Source organism: Bacillus sp. JJ664 (assembly GCF_036962205.1).
GTDB lineage: Bacteria > Bacillota > Bacilli > Bacillales > Bacillaceae_G > Gottfriedia.
On the sequence record NZ_JBALMS010000039.1, the window covers coordinates 12,505 to 33,798 of the forward strand.

17 protein-coding genes and 2 pseudogenes are annotated in these 21,294 nt (G+C 33.0%); 15 read left to right on the forward strand and 4 right to left on the reverse strand.

Annotated features, from left to right (window positions below):
- Positions 1-38 precede the first annotated feature (38 nt).
- From V7056_RS06645 to V7056_RS06665, 5 genes and pseudogenes are all read left to right on the forward strand, one after another.
- Positions 39-1,301 carry an MFS transporter gene (locus tag V7056_RS06645; RefSeq protein WP_499700426.1) on the forward strand — a complete coding sequence of 421 codons (1,263 nt, stop codon included), beginning with the start codon at positions 39-41 and terminating at the stop codon, positions 1,299-1,301.
- 237 nt (positions 1,302-1,538) lie between these two features.
- Entirely contained in the window at positions 1,539-1,889 is a 351-nt protein-coding gene (locus tag V7056_RS06650) for an ArsR/SmtB family transcription factor (RefSeq protein ID WP_499700427.1), read from the forward strand.
- A gap of 12 nt (positions 1,890-1,901) precedes the next feature.
- A complete protein-coding gene (gene arsB / locus V7056_RS06655; protein WP_499700429.1) occupies positions 1,902-2,957 on the forward strand; it encodes an ACR3 family arsenite efflux transporter in 1,056 nt (351 codons plus the stop codon).
- A 24-nt stretch (positions 2,958-2,981) separates the two neighbouring features.
- Positions 2,982-3,389: an arsenate reductase (thioredoxin) gene (arsC, locus tag V7056_RS06660; RefSeq protein WP_499700431.1), complete on the forward strand. Its 408-nt coding sequence runs from the start codon at positions 2,982-2,984 to the stop codon at positions 3,387-3,389.
- A 403-nt stretch (positions 3,390-3,792) separates the two neighbouring features.
- Positions 3,793-4,026: pseudogene (locus V7056_RS06665) on the forward strand (DUF8617 domain-containing protein).
- Between the two features lie 201 nt (positions 4,027-4,227).
- Here the strand turns inward: V7056_RS06665 and V7056_RS06670 are convergent.
- Together V7056_RS06670 and V7056_RS06675 are read right to left on the reverse strand one after the other, a co-directional pair.
- The gene (locus V7056_RS06670) at positions 4,228-4,665 is read right to left on the reverse strand and encodes a spore germination protein (RefSeq protein ID WP_499700433.1); all 438 of its coding nucleotides are present in this window, start codon (positions 4,663-4,665) and stop codon (positions 4,228-4,230) included.
- Positions 4,666-4,676: 11 nt separating this feature from the next.
- Positions 4,677-5,102: a spore germination protein gene (locus V7056_RS06675; protein ID WP_499700435.1), complete on the reverse strand. Its 426-nt coding sequence runs from the start codon at positions 5,100-5,102 to the stop codon at positions 4,677-4,679.
- Between the two features lie 616 nt (positions 5,103-5,718).
- On the opposite strand from V7056_RS06675, the gene V7056_RS06680 reads away from it, so the two are divergent.
- From V7056_RS06680 to V7056_RS06715, 8 genes are all read left to right on the forward strand, one after another.
- Positions 5,719-6,960: a helix-turn-helix domain-containing protein gene (locus V7056_RS06680; RefSeq protein WP_499700437.1), complete on the forward strand. Its 1,242-nt coding sequence runs from the start codon at positions 5,719-5,721 to the stop codon at positions 6,958-6,960.
- A 1,013-nt stretch (positions 6,961-7,973) separates the two neighbouring features.
- Positions 7,974-12,353 carry a S8 family serine peptidase gene (locus tag V7056_RS06685; protein WP_499700439.1) on the forward strand — a complete coding sequence of 1,460 codons (4,380 nt, stop codon included), beginning with the start codon at positions 7,974-7,976 and terminating at the stop codon, positions 12,351-12,353.
- Positions 12,354-12,705: 352 nt separating this feature from the next.
- Positions 12,706-12,870: a Spo0E family sporulation regulatory protein-aspartic acid phosphatase gene (locus V7056_RS06690; RefSeq protein ID WP_499700441.1), complete on the forward strand. Its 165-nt coding sequence runs from the start codon at positions 12,706-12,708 to the stop codon at positions 12,868-12,870.
- 603 nt (positions 12,871-13,473) lie between these two features.
- A complete protein-coding gene (locus V7056_RS06695; RefSeq protein WP_499700442.1) occupies positions 13,474-13,728 on the forward strand; it encodes a hypothetical protein in 255 nt (84 codons plus the stop codon).
- Positions 13,729-13,916: 188 nt separating this feature from the next.
- On the forward strand, positions 13,917-14,573 hold the full coding sequence (locus V7056_RS06700) for a DUF4272 domain-containing protein (RefSeq protein ID WP_499700444.1): 657 nt from the start codon (positions 13,917-13,919) through the stop codon (positions 14,571-14,573).
- 129 nt (positions 14,574-14,702) lie between these two features.
- On the forward strand, positions 14,703-15,158 hold the full coding sequence (locus V7056_RS06705) for a hypothetical protein (protein WP_499700446.1): 456 nt from the start codon (positions 14,703-14,705) through the stop codon (positions 15,156-15,158).
- A 200-nt stretch (positions 15,159-15,358) separates the two neighbouring features.
- Positions 15,359-15,799 (forward strand): DMP19 family protein, encoded by a 441-nt coding sequence (locus V7056_RS06710; protein WP_499700448.1) that lies wholly within the window; start codon positions 15,359-15,361, stop codon positions 15,797-15,799.
- Positions 15,800-15,923: 124 nt separating this feature from the next.
- Positions 15,924-16,232, forward strand: coding sequence for a hypothetical protein (locus V7056_RS06715; RefSeq protein ID WP_499700449.1), 309 nt, complete (start codon positions 15,924-15,926; stop codon positions 16,230-16,232).
- Positions 16,233-16,472: 240 nt separating this feature from the next.
- Here V7056_RS06715 and V7056_RS06720 read toward each other — a convergent pair whose 3' ends face one another.
- Positions 16,473-17,081 (reverse strand): LysE family translocator, encoded by a 609-nt coding sequence (locus V7056_RS06720; RefSeq protein ID WP_499700451.1) that lies wholly within the window; start codon positions 17,079-17,081, stop codon positions 16,473-16,475.
- Between the two features lie 164 nt (positions 17,082-17,245).
- Here V7056_RS06720 and V7056_RS06725 point away from each other — a divergent pair, with 164 nt between their 5' ends.
- Together V7056_RS06725 and V7056_RS06730 are read left to right on the forward strand one after the other, a co-directional pair.
- Positions 17,246-17,584: a hypothetical protein gene (locus V7056_RS06725; protein WP_499700452.1), complete on the forward strand. Its 339-nt coding sequence runs from the start codon at positions 17,246-17,248 to the stop codon at positions 17,582-17,584.
- 154 nt (positions 17,585-17,738) lie between these two features.
- Positions 17,739-18,593 (forward strand): annotated as a pseudogene (locus V7056_RS06730) (TnsD family Tn7-like transposition protein); the annotation flags it as partial.
- 368 nt (positions 18,594-18,961) lie between these two features.
- Here the strand turns inward: V7056_RS06730 and V7056_RS06735 are convergent.
- Complete coding sequence (locus V7056_RS06735) at positions 18,962-21,190, reverse strand: MMPL family transporter (RefSeq protein ID WP_499700453.1); 2,229 nt, start codon at positions 21,188-21,190, stop codon at positions 18,962-18,964.
- Positions 21,191-21,294 lie beyond the last annotated feature (104 nt).

Genomic DNA, 21,294 nt, shown 5'->3' on the forward strand with positions numbered 1-21,294 from the left:
AATATCAGACTGGTTTTTTCTTAAATAAGAGGTGAGACATGGCTAATTCAAATAAGGATTCGATTATAGCAATTGCATTAATAACTGCAATATGTTTAGCCGGTGATTCCATGCTTTATATTGTTCTACCAACTCACTGGAAAGAAGTTGGATTAACATCCTTAATTCAAGTCGGGGTTTTACTATCAGTTAACAGGTTTGTAAGGCTACCTTTAAACCCACTAATTGGGTTTCTTTTCAAGAAAGTCAGCTTTCGAAAAGGAATTTTGCTTGCTGTACTTTTGAGTGGTATTACTACAATTAGCTACAGTTTAATAAAAGACTTTAGTTTGTGGTTAATTCTCCGATCTGTTTGGGGACTTTCGTGGTCAATATTTAAACTCGGTGCATATTTACTAGTCTTGCAATTCTCTACAGACAGTAACCGTGGTAACATGATGGGTACTTATAATGGACTCTATCGTTTAGGAAGTTTATTTGGAATGCTTTTAGGAGGTATTTTCGCAGATTTATTTGGAATAAAAGTAATTAGTATAGTCTTAGGTTCTCTTGCTTTTATAAGCATACCTTTTATTTTTAAATACATTCCTAATAGGATACAAACTGATAAAGGGGAAGAAAGAAATAACAACACTTCATTAATAAATAATAAAGGGATTCAAAATAAAAGACTAATTTTGATACTCATTACAGCATTTCTATTAATTTTGATTCTTGACGGCATGTTAACAGCGACATTAAGTCATATTATTGATATGAAATTTACAAATAAGATAGATATTATAGGGGTTATGATAGGTGCAGCAACGCTTGCTGGAGTAATGCAATCACTTAGATGGGTTATATTACCCTTTGTTATCCCTAAGATTGGGAACGTGCTTGATAAAGCAAAACAAAAAAGTAATATACTAATTATGTTTTTAGGGTGTGCATCTGTACTATTAGTATTAATTGCTTTGCCATTGGGACTAACATCTTGGTTGATAGTATTACTAATTCATCTTTTAATTGCTTCAATAATTACAACAATAATAGATGCTATTATCACTGATTTTGCTTCTAAAGTATCAAACATTGTTTTTATTATGACTATTTTTACAATTATCACTGATTTAGGTGCAGCTCTTGGACCGATAACTGGATATATCCTTGAACATAAAATTGGCATGACAAATTTATTCTTAGCAGCCGCGTGTGTTTGCCTAATACTAAAGATTACTTGGATTTTTCCAAGTAGATATATGGAGAGGGCAACGATACTTGCACAAAATAAACAGGAAAAAAAGAGTTCTATATTTTAAAAGAGCCTGTATTTTGGTAATTTTATTGAGACTACTTACTAAATTTTTATCAGTTTGGGTATTTGTTTCTAAAGAATTTTAAAAACAATCTAAATCTAGATAAAAGTTGAACATTAATGTATTTCTATGTAAATTTTGCCTAAATTAAATACGGAATAGTTGCTATTCATTTTTTTTCTTGTTAATATAAGCACATATTTATATAAGCGAATGGTTATATAGTGGAGGAGAGTAAATATGGTAACTTCAACAATATTGATAGAAGATGTATCTGATGTACTTAAATTGTTAAGTGATAAAACTCGCTTATCAATTGTTGCAATTTTAGATCAACAAGAATGTTGTGTATGTGAGTTCGTAGAAGCATTTGATATGAGTCAACCAGCTATTAGCCAGCATTTACGTAAATTAAAAGTTGGTGGAATTCTGAATGAATCAAAAAGAGGTCAATGGGTTTACTATTCTTTAAACAAGGAATCAGGCTTCTACTCAATGATTCACAGTATTCTAGTACACACACCAGCACAAACAGAACTAATCGAAAAATTAATCAAAAACAGTCCTGTTAGACAAAAATGTTGTGAGTAAGGGGGAAATTAAGTGACAACATCAAAAAAACGATTAGGCTTTTTAAATCGATATCTTACATTATGGATATTCCTAGCCATGGGGATTGGGATTATTCTAGGTGTCTCAAATACTGGTGTAGTAGAAAGTCTTAATAAATTACAAGTTGGAACAACTTCAATACCTTTAGCTATCGGATTAATCCTAATGATGTATCCACCTTTGGCAAAGGTTCGCTATGAAGAAATAGGAAGAGTATTTAAAGATGTAAAAGTATTATTTTTATCATTAATTCAAAACTGGTTGATCGGTCCAGTTTTAATGTTTTTATTAGCAATTCTCTTTTTAAGAGATTATCCTGAATACATGGTTGGTCTAATTATGATTGGATTAGCAAGATGTATCGCGATGGTGATTGTATGGAACGATTTAGCTGATGGCGATCGTGAATATGCAGCTGGTTTAGTTGCTTTTAACTCCATTTTCCAAATGATATTTTTCTCAGTTTACGCATATTTCTTCGTAACTGTATTGCCGAAGTACTTTGGCTTAGAAGGAATGGAAATAGATATCACAATGCCAGAAGTTGCAAAATCAGTGTTCATCTACTTAGGAATTCCATTTTTAGCTGGATTCTTTACAAGGCTAATTCTTGTAAAGGCAAAAGGTAGAGAATGGTACGAAAAAGAATTCATTCCAAAAATTAGTCCAATTACATTAATCGCTTTATTATTTACAATAATTGTGATGTTCTCACTTAAGGGAGAAGTGATTGTTGAGCTTCCTTTAGATGTAGTTCGTATCGCAATTCCATTATTAATTTACTTCCTTTTAATGTTCTTCATTTCTTTCTTCTTAGGAAAAAAATCAGGTGCAAGTTATGGCGTTTCAACGACGTTAGCTTTCACAGCTGGTAGTAATAATTTTGAATTAGCAATTGCAGTAGCAGTAGGTGTTTTTGGAATTAATTCAGGAGCAGCATTTGCAGCTGTAATTGGTCCATTAGTTGAAGTGCCAGTAATGATTGCATTAGTTAATGCAGCATTATGGATGAGAAGAAAATATTTTACAAAAGAAACATCAATCTAACAAACACCAAAGGTGGAATAAATCATGACAAACAACAAAAAAACAATCTACTTCTTATGTACAGGTAACTCTTGCCGCAGCCAAATGGCAGAAGCGTGGGGTGAAAAATATTTAGGAAACGAGTGGAATGTTTTATCAGCAGGGATTGAAGCACATGGTGTAAATCCGAATGCAATTAAAGCAATGGACGAAGTAGGACTTGATATTCGTAACCAAACTTCAGACGTAATTGATATTGAAATCTTAAATAATGCAGATTTAGTAGTTACACTTTGCGGTCACGCGAACGATGTTTGTCCAGTAACACCACCACATGTAAAACGCGAGCATTGGGGATTCGATGATCCAGCTGGTCAAGAATGGACAGTATTTCAAAACGTACGTGATCAAATTGGTGATCGTATTAAAAAGTTCGCTGAAATTGGTGAGTAATCAATAATTGAACTAAATAGCCGAGGAATATTCTCGGCTATTTTCTATAGTGGGATTTTCTGAAATGAAAAAAAATCCAAATTTGATCCAGCGAGGTGTTGTTCAACTGGATTATTTGGTTATTTGGTCCAATTGTCGATCCTAATAAAAATTACAATGAGTTTGTAAGTTTAGTGTAATATGTGGGGAATGAATTTATAGCCCAAAAAGGATTAAACAGCCTTTACATTTAATATAGAAGAATATTACTTGTTCAACAAACGATAGCGTTAGTTACACAACGATGGACTGCTTCGGCAGTTTTTTTGTGCTAACTGGAATACAAGTTAAACTAGTGAAAAGGAAAAACTCTATTAGAAATTGAATAGATATTATTAATTCAATTATCTAAGGAGTGTATTACGTGCCAAAAATATTATGTGATTGTGGAGAAATTCTGAGGTATGGAGATATTCCATGTAAAATAGAATATAAATTTATATCAGATGACAAATAGGATAATTATCAAGGGCAAATAGATGCCGAGGAACTTTATTTGAATATGAAGAGCTTTTTAAAATGTCCTAAATGTAAAATGTTATGGGTTTATTGGAACGGTTTTGGTAGTGTTCCAGAAGGATATAAGCTTACAGAATAATGGCCTGCTGTGGAAGAGTTTTATATGACTAACTGGCGCGTTAGTTTAAAAGAAACAATGGTCGCTAACGCGGTCGGCTTTTTTTATCGAAGTAAATGGCAGTTAAGTTCAACATGAATTAATATTTAAAAGAATTCATGAAAAAAGATCTTCATTAGAAGATCTTTTTTCAATGTTGTTTTTATCAAGTCGCAAATTCTATTATTCATTATCGTCGTGTGGAAATTTGTGAGGACTATTAATTAGCTTCTTTAAATTCCCGCGGTAAAACACATCTTTGAACTCTTGAGGTCGAAACGGAATAATTGGTGCTAAATATGGAACGCCAACCGATCGTAATTTTGACATATAGAAAATGAGAATTACTAGCGCAATGCCTATTCCAATTAATCCTAAAAAATTGCCTGAAATTAAAAATACAAACCTCAATGTAAGAGATGCGCTACTCATCCCGCCTGTCAAAAATAATAAGTTCGTTAGAAATGAAATGCCAACAATGATTAAACTTAATGGGTGAATAAGTTTTGCTTCTATTGCTGTTGAACCAATCACTGTTGTTCCGACCAAAGAAGCAACAATGATCATGTCCACTGGAATACGAAATGATACCAAACTTAAGACATATAAAATGAATAGCAACAATGTGACTTCTAAGAAAAATGGTAAAATTGTCTTTGACTCTGAAAAGAAAAGTATGCTTCGGCAAATTTATTCGGAAACCAGTGCTGGTGAAAATTCCTAATTGCTAGATAAATACCTGGTAAGCAACTTGCCAGAAAGTAACAAAATGCCAAAACCAATCGGTTTGAAAGTCTACCAGTCTTTGAATAATATTCATTCGGTTCTTCCATATATTGGACAAACAAACAAGGTACAAGGGAAGCCATTGGTGTGCCATTCACAATAACAGCAATACGCCCTTCATACAATGCAGAAGCTACCACGTCAGGCATTTCTGTATTATAAACAAGTGGAAAGATTGTTTTTTTTCTTCCTTCCAACGCATCTTCTACCACTCTTGATTCCAAGACGTATTCAACATCAAGTAAATCAATTCGTTTTCGTACCTCATCCAAGGTTTATTTTGAATATGAAAAAATGGAACGTAAGAATGTGGATTGGAGAGGGTTAGAGTAACAGGAAATTATTATTACTGAACAACGTTAAATTAAAGCAGATGGAACCGTGAATCTATAAAAGATTCTAGCTGATCCATCTGTTTTAATTTCAATCATTTTAATTATCAGATGTAATAATTCAGGTGTTAAAGTATCAATCTTATTAAATTAAGAAAGAGCTTTTTGAAGAGTGTGGTTTTATTCACGTATATTTGAATCAAATAAATTCTCTTCCTGCAACTTTCACTTATTGAATGGCAGTATTTTCAGGCGGAATATTTATATCAAAAACATAAACTATCGACCTAGGAAGAAGATCATTATAGTCCTTTCCTTTTCCCTTGAGCTCAGCAAAACATAAACAGACAAACGCTTAAGCTCTATCGGTTACTCATTATCCATTAGTGAAACCTACGATTTGGTTAATTAATTGGAAAAAAATGGTTAGGCGCAGTCGTTTCTCTTTGTGTTATTTTTAATCATAGAGACTCAATTGTATTATTTCGAGTGAGGTTTTCTTTAGTAAAATAAGAACCAAAAATTCATATTTGTGGGATAAAGTGAGGTGTTCACCATGCTTGAGGGACAAATAATCAAATTCTATCGTGAACGTCAGAGCATGATGCAGAAGGATTTAGGAATTGGAATCTGTTCGAGTACACATATTAGCAAAATTGAACGAGGATTAACAGAAGTTTCTAAAGAAACGATAAACTTTCTGTCAAAGCGCCTTTGTATTGATATGGAAACAGAAATTAAAACTTACATTGGCCTAGATTCCCTTTTAAAAAAATGGCATGAATCGATCATTTTAAAATTGAAAAGAAAGGCTAAGAGAATTAAGAAACAATTAGAGGCTATTGCTCTTCTACAAATGCCGCTTATTTATCGTTCCTATAAGCTCATACTTACAAGATATTATTTATTGATAGGGCAGGGGCATCACGCTAAATCTCTAATTGCTGAAATGGACAAATGGTCTAATCTTTCACCATATGAAAAAAACATGCTTCTTCACATTAAAGGGATCAATGCATTGATAAATAAGGAATATTATAAGGCAATTTCATATTTTCAAGGAATCGATATAACTTATTACAACAACCAAGAGTACTATTATCATTTGGCTTTTGCTTATCATTCTCTGAATTCACGAGTATTGGCTTATTATTTTGCCGAAAAGTCACTGCGCTTTTTCACCGAAGTGCGCAGTCTTACGCGAATGATTGAAGCAGAAATGCTTATGCTGGTCCAAGTAGAGCGGGACGAGTTTTACGATCCAAAAGATACGGAATATCAAAGATTAATCGAGATGACCGAAAACATTGGATTAGACCATCAAAGAGCAATGCTGACACACAATCTTGCATACCAGAAAGTTCGCCAAGGAAATTATGATAAAGCTTGTGAATATTATAAACAATCTATGGACATAAAAGACCCCCATACAGCCCTTCATATAGCCTCTCTGGAAGGCTATATAAATGCATTAACGAAACAAGGAACGAAATCAACCGAAGAATTGCTCCAATTGGTGGAAAAGGGTATTGCTCTTTCTGAAGAAATAACCGATCCAATCTATATACATTTCTTCTATTTACATAAATATAATCTTCAAAACGAAAAAGAGCTTTATTACCATTACCTTGAAAAAGAAGCATTTCCTTATTATCTGAAAATGGCACATGTTCGCTTATTGGAACATTATGCGATAAAGTTGTTCGACTATCATATGGAAAAAAGCAATGTCGAAGAAGCAAATCAATACGCAGCGTATCTCGTGGAAAAATACCGTAGAAACGATAAATTTGCTTGATTTTACCTTATCATGAGAGTTGATTGTATCTTAGGCACTTTTCTCCTTCGGGAAATTGAGGGAAATGGGAAACCTAGTTAAATGATTCACGTAAGGAATCATTTAACTCCACAGACGGTAGCACTGAGGAACTCTATCCCTCCCCATGGAAAGTAAGTGCCTGTAGCTGAAATCGACGGACAAAATTTATAGTCAAAAACAATTATCAATGCAAAAAAATCCTAAAGAAAAACGGAAGAGTTCACTTCATTAAACGGAACCTAAAGATTTAAAAATATGTGGTAACAACACCTATACATTTGTTTATGGGGAGAAGATGTTTTTCAAGAGGAAAAAAGCATCCTCTCTTCTTTTTTATACTTTCCAATGCTCCGTATCTACACTTCTTATCCCCGTCACACAATACCTTAATTGTCAACAAATTGATTTATAACCCCAAGTCAATCTATTGAATTATAACCATAAGTCAAAATCTATTTTAATAGTACGATTAATATAGATTTGCATTGTCATAATTTGTCATAATATTAAAAAATATTAAAAAGTTGTAATAAAGCAGGTCGTGCCCCCCCTTAAAACCCCATTTGTCATGCTAGTCTAGCAAATATATAATTCTGTTAAAATTCAATATTACCTATTCGTTTAATCCACAGCCAGAAACAACATAACTTTAATACAGAATCGGTAATTGGTTTAGGAGGTGACCCGTTCATCTTGTTAGCAATCTCTTAATTTACCCTATTCAACTATGAATCATACAGTAGGATATTTCTTAACATTTGTATCTTAATTTATATCCTACTAGGGGGATGTTTGGTAAAAAAAGAAATTGAAGACTTACTAGCTGTAACATTATCCACGGCTATCGATGCTTTACAAATTGATGAACATGCAGTTAATGATGTAAGACTCATCGAAAAACCTATTTTATAAGTAAATGGGTCAAGCAGTTAAGGGAAAGGAGAGAAAAAGATTTTTTATGTAAATTCAATCTAAATATGGAGGTATTAAACATGAAAAAAATCACCAAAAAATTGCTTGCATTGTCGACAACTTTCATACTTACCGTAAGTTCATTTGCTGCACCAGCTGGAAATTATGTTAAGGCTGCTTATGCAAAGGACAATATTGAGACAAGCTATAACCAGGAAGCTAAAGCAGTAATAGAGAATAAAATAAGTGCAGAACTTATAAAAGAATTTGTAAATAACTCTCAAACTACCTTTCTTGTAAAATTTAAGGATCAGGTAGATGCAGTAAAGGTCGCTAATGAAGCTAAGGCTAAGAATAAGCAACTATCAAATGTAAAAAAAGAGTTAGTAGTTCGTTCATCAATCGTTTCTGAATTAAAAATTAAATCTGATTCAACACAGAGAAATTTAAAGAAGTATATAGAAAAAGAAAAGAGTAACGGAAATGTAAAGGATTATAATTCATTTTATATCGTAAATGGTATGGCAGTTACAGCAACAGAGGAAGTTATGAGAAACATAGCGGCTATGCCGGAGGTTGAAAGTATAGAACCTAATGGAATTACAAAGTTAATTGAGCCTGCAAAAACTACTGTAGCTGCTGTTCCAGCGGCTAATAATATAGAATGGAACCTTGAAAAAATTGGAGCGCCAGATGTTTGGGGTTTAGGAATTGATGGAACAGGAATAGTTGTTGGTAGCATAGATACAGGAGTTCAGTGGGATCACCCTGCATTAAAGACAAAATATAGAGGATATGACCCAGCTAATCCAGATAATCCAAATAATGAATACAATTGGTTTGATGCAACTGCAAATAATGGTTCAGCACCATACGATGATGTTGGTCATGGAACCCATACAGTAGGTACTATGGTTGGTTCAGAACCAAATGGTACAAATAAGATCGGCGTTGCACCAGGAGCAAAGTGGATAGCTGTTAAGGCGTTTACTGAAGATGGCGGAACAGATGCTGATATAATAGAAGCTGGTGAATGGATGCTTGCTCCTAAAGATAGTATTGGAGTACCACATCCAGAAATGGCTCCTGATGTTATTAATAACTCATGGGGAGGCGCTCCTGGAGTAGATGATTGGTATAAAACTATAATAACAAACTGGAGAGCAGCAGATATATTCCCAGAATTTTCAGCAGGAAATACAACCCCTTACAATCCTGGTGGACCAGGATCAGTTGCTAATCCTGCAAACTATCCAGAATCCTTTGCAACAGGAGCAACTGACATAAACAACAAGTTAGCCAATTTCTCATTAAGGGGTCCATCACCATATGGTGGAATACAAAAGCCAGAAGTTTCAGCACCTGGAGTTAATATAAGATCCTCAGTTCCAGGAAGTGAATATGAAGGTGGATGGAATGGAACCTCCATGGCAGGTCCACATACATCAGGACTTGTAGCATTATTACTTCAAGCCAATTCATCTTTAACAGTTAATGAAATGGAAGAAATAATAAAGGAAACAGCAACTCCTTGTACTGACTCTCAATATCCTGAAACCCCTAACAATGGATATGGATATGGTGTTATTAATGCATTTAAGGCTGTAACATCAGTTATGACAGGAATATCTGAGATTAAAGGCCAAGTATCAGAAAATGCCGAGGATACAGTTCTACCAACATTTAACCATATACCTGTTAAAGAGATATTCGAAGGATTGGAACAAAAAGTAAAAATAGATGTACAGGATAATGTAAGCGTTGAGACAGTTGAGCTTCAATATAAAAATAATCCATCGGATGAGTGGACAACCGTTGCAGCTGAAAGGAAGAGTGGGGACTACAAGTCAGGAAGCTATGAAGTTGTAATTCCAGCTGATAGAGTAGTAGCAGAATCAAATCTATCTTACAGATGGAGAATAGTTGACTTTGGAAAGAACGAGATTACAAGTGATATCTATACAATACTTGTTAAACCTGCAATTACAATAGGATACTTTAATGATTTTGAAACAGAAATGACAGGATGGGAAAACTACTTGGAGGCTCCATTTAAGGATCAATGGAAGTGGGGAAAACCAATAACAGGACCTAATGCACCAGCCTCGGGAGAGAAGGTTTTAGCTACTAATCTTGAAGGAACTTATTCAGAAAATGAAATAATGCTAATAAAATCACCCCCTATTGTCCTGCCAAAAGGAAGTGCTTATTTACAGTTTAAAAATTGGTATGATGTAGAAGAAAATATTGACCGTGCATTTGTTCTAGTTAAAGGTGACGAGGATGAGAATTGGTATATATTAGCATCATATGGAGGCACTAAGACAGAAGGATATTCAAATGAGGAAATAGATCTAAGCGAATACGCAGGAAAGAAAATAAATATCGCATTTGCCTTTATATCTAATGAATCCAATAATAAGCAGGGATGGTTTATAGATGATGTTAGACTAACAAACCAATCTGTAGCACCAGGTGGCACATCAGCTTTAAGCAGCAGACCTAAAGAACAGTTTAGATTAACAAGCCAATCTGTAGCATCAGGTGCAACATCTGCTTTAATCAACAGCCCAAAAGAACAAGAAATAAATTCTGTAGAGACAAATGCTAATTTAGCAGTAATTCCACTATCAGCTACAGTATCTATTCTTGAAAATGGTCGTTCAACAAAAACAAATCCGCAAGACGGATCATATAGTTTTAAGGTTAAAGAAGGTGAGTATACATTAAGAGCTGAAAAGTATGGATACTATCCACGCGATAAGAAGGTTCAAGTAGCAGCTAACCAAGTTCTTGAAAATACAAACATTACATTGGTTCCAATGTCTAAGGGAACATTAACAGGTAAAATCACTAATTCACAAACAGGAAATCCTGTGAAAAACGCTAAAGTTTACCTAATTGAGGATGCAGCAGTAGCACCAGTTACAACTGATGCAGAGGGTAATTACTCAATAGCTGGATATGAAGGTAACTATACAGTACAGGTTATAGCAGAGAACTATTTTGATGAGAGATTTACTGTAGATATTACAAAAAATGAAAATGTTACACATGATCTTCAGCTAAAACCATTTATAAATTTTTCAGGAGAGATAGGCTATGATGATGGAACACCAGAATATTCAGTGGGTCAATGGGAAGCAGGAGGCGGCTATGCAGTAAGAATGTCACTTCCGGAGGGACAGACCTCGGCAATAGTAACCTCTGGAATATTTATGTTTGATCCAACATCAGGTGGAACTACATTTAAGGTGGCAGTTTATGACGCAAGTGGAAAAGATGGCACCCCTGGAAAAATGATAGCAGGGCCATTCAATGGAAATGCTATTAGAGAAGCAGGGAAATGGACAGTCGTTGATTTATCCGCGCAACAAATAGTTGTAACAGGCGATTTTTATATGGTTTTAATACAGGATAAGATGGCTCCTGTAAGTCCACTAATTTCATTGGATAAAAATTCAATAGCAGCACAAAGATCATGGCAGTTTGTAAAAGGTGGCCCATTCACTTTAGCAAATAAAGATTTTGGAAATATGATGATTAGAGCAACAGTTAAGCTTGGGGCACTAGCTCCAGTTATAACCTCACCAGTGGACAACTCATATTTAAATAATCAAAACGCAACAATAAAAGGTATGGCAGCTCCAGGAATGGACGTTCATATATTTAGCGGTGATAAGGATATAGCAAATGGAAAGACAAATGATGATGGAAGTTTCTTAATTGATGCTGTACTTCAAGAAGGAGTTAATATTCTGAAGGCAAAAACTATTACAGGAATCGGATCTACTCCTTATTCGAAGGAATTAAAGGTTATATTAGACAAGGTAGCACCAGTTGTAGAAATTACAAGCCCACAAAATAACGCTAATATAAATGATCAGGTTATAACTGTAACAGGAGCAGCTAAAGATGATTATTTAGATTATGTTGAAGTTAACGGAACAAAGACAGACATAGATTCAAATGGAAATTGGACAGCAAAGATTATGTCCAAGGAAGGGGAAAATGTAATAAATGTTGTTGCTAGAGACAAGGCAGGAAATGAAACTGCTAAGAGCATAACAGTTAATGTAAAATACTCAATACGTGAAATTAAAAATATAATGCCATCGAGTGATGTAATAATAAAGGCAGATCAAAAATTAAAGGTTGAGTTCGACAGTGAGACTGGATTAAAAAAGGCAGTATTTACAATTAACGCTCCAATTAATGGCATAACAAGTGCAGTATCTGTGCCAATAGCAAGTTTAAGCACCTTTGAAGTAGTTATGACCGAAGTAAAAGATGCAAATGGAAATGGTACTGGACACTATGAGGGCTACTGGACAGCAACTAAGAAGCTTACATTAAACGGTGCACAAATAGTGGTAAAAGTAGAAGATATTTATGGAAATTCATTAAGTTCCACGGCAGCAGGAAAGCTATATGTGAATTCCAAACCAATTAAGAAATAATTATGAAAAAATGTCAGGTATTTTGCCTGGCACTATAACCAAGAACCGGTGACGCTTCATTATGACGTTGCTGGTTTTTTACACTTTTATAACTCTATTCTTTAGGAATAAGCAAAGAAACAGGGCTAGAGAAGGGATTTTTGAATTGGGAGTTGACCAGGCATTTGTCATAAGCGTTGACAAAATCAAGCGCGGCTTTCAATTAATCATAAAATTACATTAAAAATTAAGGATATTCACTTTCTTGTTCATTAAACTGCAACATGTGCAAAAGTAGCAAATCGTCAACTAATTGGAAGTCACATCAGGATTGAATTCTTACTGAGTGTTATTAAAATGGAGGGATATCGGGATGGCAACTTTATTACAACAGATATCAAAAGAGATAGAGGAAAAGAGATATGAATTAGTTGATATTAATAAACGGTATGGATTTCTTCATTACAAAACCATTCAATGTAGTCAAGAATTAGACAATTTATTAAATCAGTTATTCAAAGTAAGGTATGTTGGTTGAAGTACAAACCCATCTTATATAAAGGTTATAATGGGGGGCCAATGACTGAAGCAATGTATTATGTAAGAGGACTCTTTGAACTATACAGGGAATAACTAATACGAACGAGCGAGCGTATTAGTTGTACAACAAGAAGGCTGCATTAGTAGCCTTTTTAATATGCAATAAATTGATTATGGTTTTGAATTAAAAAATTAATTAACTCGATATATAGTTAAATGAGTTTTTCTATTTCGAATAAAAGTATTGTGATAATGTAGGCTTGTATGCAAAAGATTAATTGTTCAAGGAATTTGAATGAAAGGATAAATGGATTTAATGAAAAAAATAAAATTATTACTGATATCCATCATTTCATTTAGTGTACTATTTATGATTTCTCCCTACAAACCAGGGACTATTATGTACTACACTTGACTTTGGGAGTACAAAGTAGATGAATTTGATACTTATTAGAATGATTTCCACACTATAGCGAATGTCGCCTATCGAGAATTTAATAAAAAATCCTAAAAAGAATATTTTTTGTATGTAGATTATGATCTTAACGAAATAATAGATGCTAATTTAATAGATATGACTAGAGATAATAGTGAGATAAAGATGAGTCGAAAAGAACAAAAATCTCTAGACAAAATTGTAGCAAAAGCTTTTCATCAAGGGGATATGGCATATTTATCTTTAATTAGAGTGTATAAAAATCAGGTAGAATTCGAAATCGAAAATGGTCAATATTCTTTGATATATAGAAAAGATGATCATAAACCTAAATTTGTTAATACCTCGTATACAAAAGGTACTTTTAAGACAAAGAAGATTTCAAATCATTGGTTCCATGCTAGATTCGTAGTAGATTAAAAGAAGGCTGGATTTTTCATTTTTGCAAAAAAACAAATGATTTTCCTTATTGAACTAACTGGCACGTTAGTTGCACAACGATCGAACTGCAGTGGTCTTATCGATAATTCAAAAAAATTATAATTTACTTAATAACTTATTTTTACATTTAAGGTGTTCCTGTTGGAAATAATCACATGGGGTGAAATATGTCAGATCAAAAAGTAAGTATAGACTTTAACAAAATTAAAGATAATTCGGAAACTAAAATTATAAAATCTGGTGGTAAGGTAAATCGAGATTTGCCAATTCTTGACTACGCAGGAACACGAAATATTAACGAACTTATTTATAGAGTAACAATAATGGCGGGGATGATTTATATTGCTTTTGAGGCACCCACAAAAGATATAAAGGATTGGATTAAAAAACAAGGTCTATATGATTATGTTTCTGAGTGGGAAAAAAGTATTTTAAACAAAAGTGAAGTTTATGTAACTAGTACAGAGAAACTTCAATTAAAATGGTATGTTGAAAGTCTTTGGACACTAGTATGGATTTTAGGTATCAACAATGACTATAACTATAAAGAACCAGTTGGTGATAACTTAATTCAGATGGTTCCGGATATCAAAAAGAATGAAAATTTTAATGTTTTAGAAAGCTCGATTAGATTAAAACCAGAAAACGAAATTTATGAAATGACTGATTTATATTATAGGACACACTGGTACGTAGTTGATTCACGTTTACGAGGGATGTTATTAAACTCATTTAATGAAGGATTAGTATTAGAGAGAAGAAAGGCCTTAGAATGGGTTATTAATCCAAGTGTAGATTGGGATGCAGTTGATTTAAGTACATAAATTGTTCAGGTACTAAAGTTCTTATTCAACTAACGAGCGCGTTAGTTATATTTAGATGAAACAATGAATCTAAATTAAAAAGCAGAATAAAAAAGAATGATATTCTGTAAAAATGGAGGTACAGTGAATATGTTGAAAAGAATTATTGTCGCTTCCGTAGCTGCAATCATATTTTCTTTAATATTTTCATTTCTAGATTACGTTCCCGTTTCTCAAAGAATAAATGGTACCTATTATTTTGGCTTCTTCGAGACATTTATTATTATTTTAATTTATTCATCACCAATTTATTTTGTAGCAGGTATTCCATTATCTATTGGGATTGAGTATTGGCATCAGAAATATAGTTTTAATTCAAAATACACTTCGTACATTGTTAAAGTTGGAATGTATTCAATAGTCGGTATGATTGTTGGAGCACTTTTTTATATCTTAATTTCACAGGGTGTTTCAAAGATCTTGTATAGTCAAGTATTTGAATATATTCTACTTGGTTTAATCGCATCAAATGTTTTTTATCATTTACTTTTGCTGATGAATATAAATCATGGAACAAAGGATTCTGAAATTACTTCAGTCAAATAACGATTTGTTTTTATAACAGGACAATTACTCTTTAATTTGTCTTAGGCTTGTTTCACTAACTGGCGCGATACTTCCATAAGGAGTATCGTTTTTTTTTACTACTAAAGTAGTCAAGATAACTCAAGGAGGGATTTTCATATCTTCATTGAATTAACCTATTATAAAAATTTGTACATAAATTTATATACGGGAGGTTCAGCATGGGACGATTGAAATATGAAGATTGGGAACAAAAGTGGAAAGAACTTTGTGATAAATTAGAAGAAAAGGGATATAACAGTTTAACTCCTGATGAAAGAATATGGTACAACACTAGAAGTGTGATTGATGCGATTAATAGTGGCGGAATAGGAAGTTATTATATAAATAAATGGTTTGAAAATATGAATGACACATTTGAGGATTTAAAAAAACTTGAGGCTGATAAAGTTATTGAGATGTTAATACAAATTAACGAGTTTTTACCTGAAGGAACTCATCTAAAGGATATAGATGAAATTAGTGATATTTTTGCTGAATTAGGCGACCAATCTGAAGAGTTTCTTGAGTTCTTAGACGAGACGAATGAAAAATTTGAAGAAGATATTGAAGAAGAACTAGAAGCGAAATTAGACGAAGTAGTAAAACGCTTAATTAACTAACTGGCGCTATAGTTGAAGATCATAGACTCATAATCGAAGATTTTTATTGAAGTAGATAACAGATTTGGTAAACAAGAGAATGTATAAATAAAATGTTAAAATATTTTCTTAAGGTGGTATTTACATGTTAGAAACGATAGTTTTTTACGGGGTTATTGCACTTATCATTCTAATTGGGTCCCTTCTTTTCAATAAAGGAGAAAAATTAGAAGAGAAAGATAAGAAATTATCATATATATTCATTAGTCTAGCGATAAACGTATATGCCATTCCTATTTCCCTATTTATTGGTGGGATGGCAACTGACTCACCTGATAGTACTATGTCAGACTTTTGCTTAGGATTTTTATTTGTACAAGGAATTCCGTTACTCTCACTTATGGTTTCTATCATCTATTTTTTTTATAACAGAAAAGATATAAAGAACAGTTAGATATGATGTGAAACCCTATTAAATTAGCATTTGTTGTACAACTAAATGGCGCATTAGTTACATAAGCAAAAAAAGCTTGTATGGTAAATGGCCTTTCATTTCCATACAAGCTTTTATCTATAGAGTAAGTTGTACTTTGATATTATCCACTTTAGGTAGATAGGTATAAAAGAGAGCTGTTCCTTTTATTTAAAGCCAGAATGGTAAAAATCTACTATCATTTTCAAATCATAAAATTGCTTATCTCGTTAAAATCCAGAGTGCGGCACCAAACATCATCGCACCTGATATGCGATCAATATGTGCTTTGGATTTAGAAGAGGAAAATAGTTTTCTTGCAATCTCAGCCATTAAACCGTAGCTGGATACAACTACACTCATCACGATAATAATAATCAAACATAATATTGTGTAGGTATTCAAAGTTATACCAGATACATCAATTACACCAGGAAGAAGCGCCATGTAGAAAACGATTGCAATTGGATTTGAGAGGGTCATTGCGAGTCCAAGACCGATTTCAGCAACGAAGTCGACAGATTTTGTTTTCACGTTTTCATCAAATACTTGCCCTGCCTTTCGCCATTTTTTGATACCTAGCCAAACAAGATAAGTAGCACCTAAATATTTTAACATCTCAAACATCGGACCGAGTGCTTCTACAAGGGCTGTGAGTCCAATAACTGCTCCCGTGAGCATTAGCAATTTACCTAGTATTATCCCAATGGAGAGTGGAATACTAGATAAAATTCCACTAGAAAGAGACCTTGAAATTAGTCCAGCTATTTCTGGACCTGGTGCAGCTGCAGATGCAGCAAAGGCCAACATAAAAACTGTGTATTCGGTCATATTGATGCTCCTTTTTTGTGTACTTTTCAATAATTTGAAAATATAACTATTAACGATTCGCTGTTTAATTGATTTATCCCGTCTAACACAAAGCAACTACTCTTTATTAATCGAATTATATTAAAGTAGGGGTATAACAGTATAATTGCTTATATAACAGTTGGATGATATGCGATGGATTATTACTCAATTATGCGATCACGATTGTTAAAATCGATTTTTGTCACGAGGCAGCCACCGAATATATAAAATGTCATTCAAAGGTAGGAAGAAATATTCGTACGCTACAGAGAGATTTTGATAGATGGTTATATGATAGACAAAACAATCATCCTTATTGGGAAGAATTTGAAGAAGATGATGGAACTAAACACATTGTTGTTCGTTTCAATGAAGATGCATATGTTTACTGGTTAAATAATGTAAGGTTCAACAAAGGGAAGCAAGTTGCAAAGTTAATTAAGAAACCTTATAAAACACTACAAAAGGTTATAAATTTTTAAATTTCTAATTAAACTAACTGGCGCGATAGTTGAATAAAATTAGGCAAACATAAAAGAAAATATAGGGGATGATGAAGATTTTTTTTAATGATATTTGGAACCCCAAACCAAAAGAAATAAGAGAATGGGCTTACAGTAATGAAAATGTCTCAATCCTTTTGCAAACCACTACATGCAAAAGACTATTAAGGTAGTAAAGATAATTCATGACAGAAAATTAAAGTCGCAAATAGGTTTCTTTAAGTGTGAATGTGGATTTGAATTTACAAGACTCCACGGAGAAAATCTAGAGTTATATCAGATAAGATCCGTTAAGAATTGGGAAGATTCCTTTGAGAACATGTATAATTCGGAGGGGAATTTATATATACCTCAATTATCTGAAAAAGAAATAATAAATTATAAGAAAAAGTATGGTTATTATAAAGTTGGAAGAAATAATGCAAAACCAAAGAGATTACTAGTTTACGAGTATCGTATAAAATGGTTAAATTTAATGGACATAAATAAGGACTTTTCAAAAGATAAATTAAAATCAATTGATGGAAAAGTCTATGCATATTTGAAACGACATGATAACGAATGGTTCACGAAAAACTCTCCTAATATAAAGAACGTAGGTAGGAAAAATGTTGATTGGGAAGAAAGGGATGAAGTACTGTTAAAAGAGGTAATCGAAGCTAGGAAAATTATTTTAAATAAGGAAAAGCCCACTAGAATGACATTAATATGTATTGCTAGAGAAACTAGTAATCTCCATAATTTCTCTTCGAAGTATTTGAATCGTTTACCAAAAACTGAACAGTATCTTAATAGTATTATCGAAACTACTGAAGAGTTTCAATTGAGGAGATTAAATCTTGTAATTCAAGAATTCGTTTCTAAAGGTGAAACTATAACAAAGTGGAAATTAATGAAAGCTGCAATGCTTACTAATGATTCCTCCAATAAAGTAAAGGATGTAGTAGAAGAAGTGTTAAATGGTGAATATCAAATTGTTCATACTTAACAAAAGATAAATGGTTTGTGTACAACTTTTTTATTCAAAGTTTAATTGAAATAGATTAATGATTCTGTTAAAGTGTGTAACTTTTTTAGAAAAATTTAATTGCATTCTTAAAAATTGCAAGGGTTTACGTAATAATTGGTGTACATCTTTTTTATTCCTGCACACGATAACAAAACCAATATGGGAGTTGGATTAAATGATGAATTTCGAAAATGAAAATATTCCCACTAAAGAAGATTTTCATGTAAGTGAAATTGATGAGCGTGTAGTCATTAGAAAACCAATTAAGGCTTAAAAATATAAAAGAGGCTATTAGTAAATTAATTTATACTATAGCCTCTTTTTTTATTATTTACAATTAAACGAAATTAGCCTTTTTCAACAATCTGACGATCCTCTTTTTTCTTCCAAAGTTCCCCAGGCCAAAAAGCAAATCTTCCTAACACGGTAGTAATTGCAGGAACTAGGAGGGGACGGACAATAAATGTATCTATTAAAACACCCACGCAAGTAACGATTCCAAACTGTACTAAAACTTGTATTGGCAATGTTGCAAGTACCAAGAATGTTCCAGCTAATATTAATCCAGCCGATGATATGACTGAACCAGTTTTGGAAACCCCGTTAGCAATCGCGTCAATATGGTTTTGTTTTCTTTTATTTTTCCATATCTCAGATACCATAAAAATATTATAATCTTCGCCTAAGGCAACTAAAAATACAAATGAATATAAAGGAATTGACCCTTGGATTGCTGGTACATTTAGACCGTAATGTAGAATAAGCCAACCTGCACCTAATGCTGAGAAATACGATAAAATGACAGTTAATACTAGATAAACCATTGCCGTTATAGAACGTAAATAGAATAGTAATAGCAATGAAATTAATCCAATCATGACTGGAATAATTATTTTTTGATCTCTTTCTGTTGTATTTTTCGTATCTAAATTTGTAACGGTTTCTCCACCTAGCCAATATTTTTGACTCGAAATATTGTATTTAGTTAGCGTATTTTTTAAATATTTTTCAAGTTGCGGTATGCGTTCCATGCCCTTATTAGAATAAGGATTATCTACTAGTGAAACCTCATATAGTTGTAGGCTATTCTTATTTTTACCTACTTGAGGACCAGATACATTCTTAATATAGGAAAGCTTTTCGAGCTCTTTTTTCAAAGGAATATTTTTATTTTCTGTATCAACAACAATTTTAACAGGTGCTAATAAACCAGATGAATAGTGATCCGAAATTAACTCAAATCCTTCTCGAGATGGCATGTCTTTAGGGAAAGACTCTAACAAATCATAAGTGTACTGAATTTTGGGTACAAAGAAAGTTAACCCACCTAAAAGTACGACTGAAACAAGTATGACCCTCCATGGTTTACGTGTAACTAAAGTTCCAATTTTTTGATTAAGGCTCACTTTTGATTTTTTACTTTTCAAAGGTCTGCCTTTTTTATTTGCTCGTTTAATTTCCATTTCTGTAGTTCTTGGTATAAATGGAAAAAACGAGATTCTTCCTAAAATAACAAGGATAGCGGGAAGAAGAGTAATGGCTGCAATTCCCATGATCAGAACAGCCAAGCTAAATGGAATAGCGAAACGGTGAAATGCACCGTACTCAGCAAGTAGTAATGTTGCCAAACCTAACACAACTGTTAGTGCACTCATTGATATTGCACCACTTGAATCTTTTATTGCAAGTTGTAATGATGTAAATTTACTTTCTTCAATCAGTAAGTATTCACGGTACCGAGAAATTAAGAATAAACAATAATCTGTTCCAGCACCGAATAAAAGGACGGTCATGATGGAAACTGCCTGTGAATCAACTGTAATGAGTCCTTTATCTCCTAAAATTCCTAATAATGGACTGATGACTCCATAAGAAAAACCAACAACTATTAATGGAACAATCGCCATGATAGGTGAGCGGTATAGAAGAATTAAAAATACCAATACAAGTAATACAGTAGATATTAATAATTTAACATCAGCCTGAGAGAAAAGGCTAACGGCATCTGTTTGAATACCAACAGGTCCTGAAAAGCGAACATGTAACCCAGGATCATCAAGTTTATTATCAAACGGTTTTTCTCCGCTAGTGGGATTTACTAACGATTTAATCTTCTTTAAGTTATTTTGTAATGTCTTATCTTCTGCTTTTTCATCAAAGAATATTGGTGTAATGAGAGTCGTACCATCTTTTGATACACTTTGGGTCAGCGCAGGCTTTGGCAACGTATCAAAGGGTGGTAGAGATTTCTGTTGATCTAATGTATTCTTTCTTATCTCCTTATATAGTGATTGAATTGTTTGGTAATCTTCATTATTTAATCCCTTATCCCTGTGCCAAACAATTAATAAAGGAATACCAGATTCATTAGGAAATTCTTTCTTTATTATTTCATCAGTTTTTTGTGACATAGAGGATTTAGGTAAGTTGTCTGCTTTATTATTTACTACTTCATTTACAGATGGAAATGAAATAGATAAAAACAGCGTTAATAATACCCAAAGAATAATAGTTAGCCATCTAGTTTTTTGTCCTCCAACCATTTTCCCCCATGAATTAAATGGGTGTTTTTTCATTAATAGATCCACCTTTCTATTGTTATGTAACGTTCTTATTAATTATATATACTGGTCAGTTAATTAATCAAGAACTTTAATATGATATAATTAAGCTAATTAAT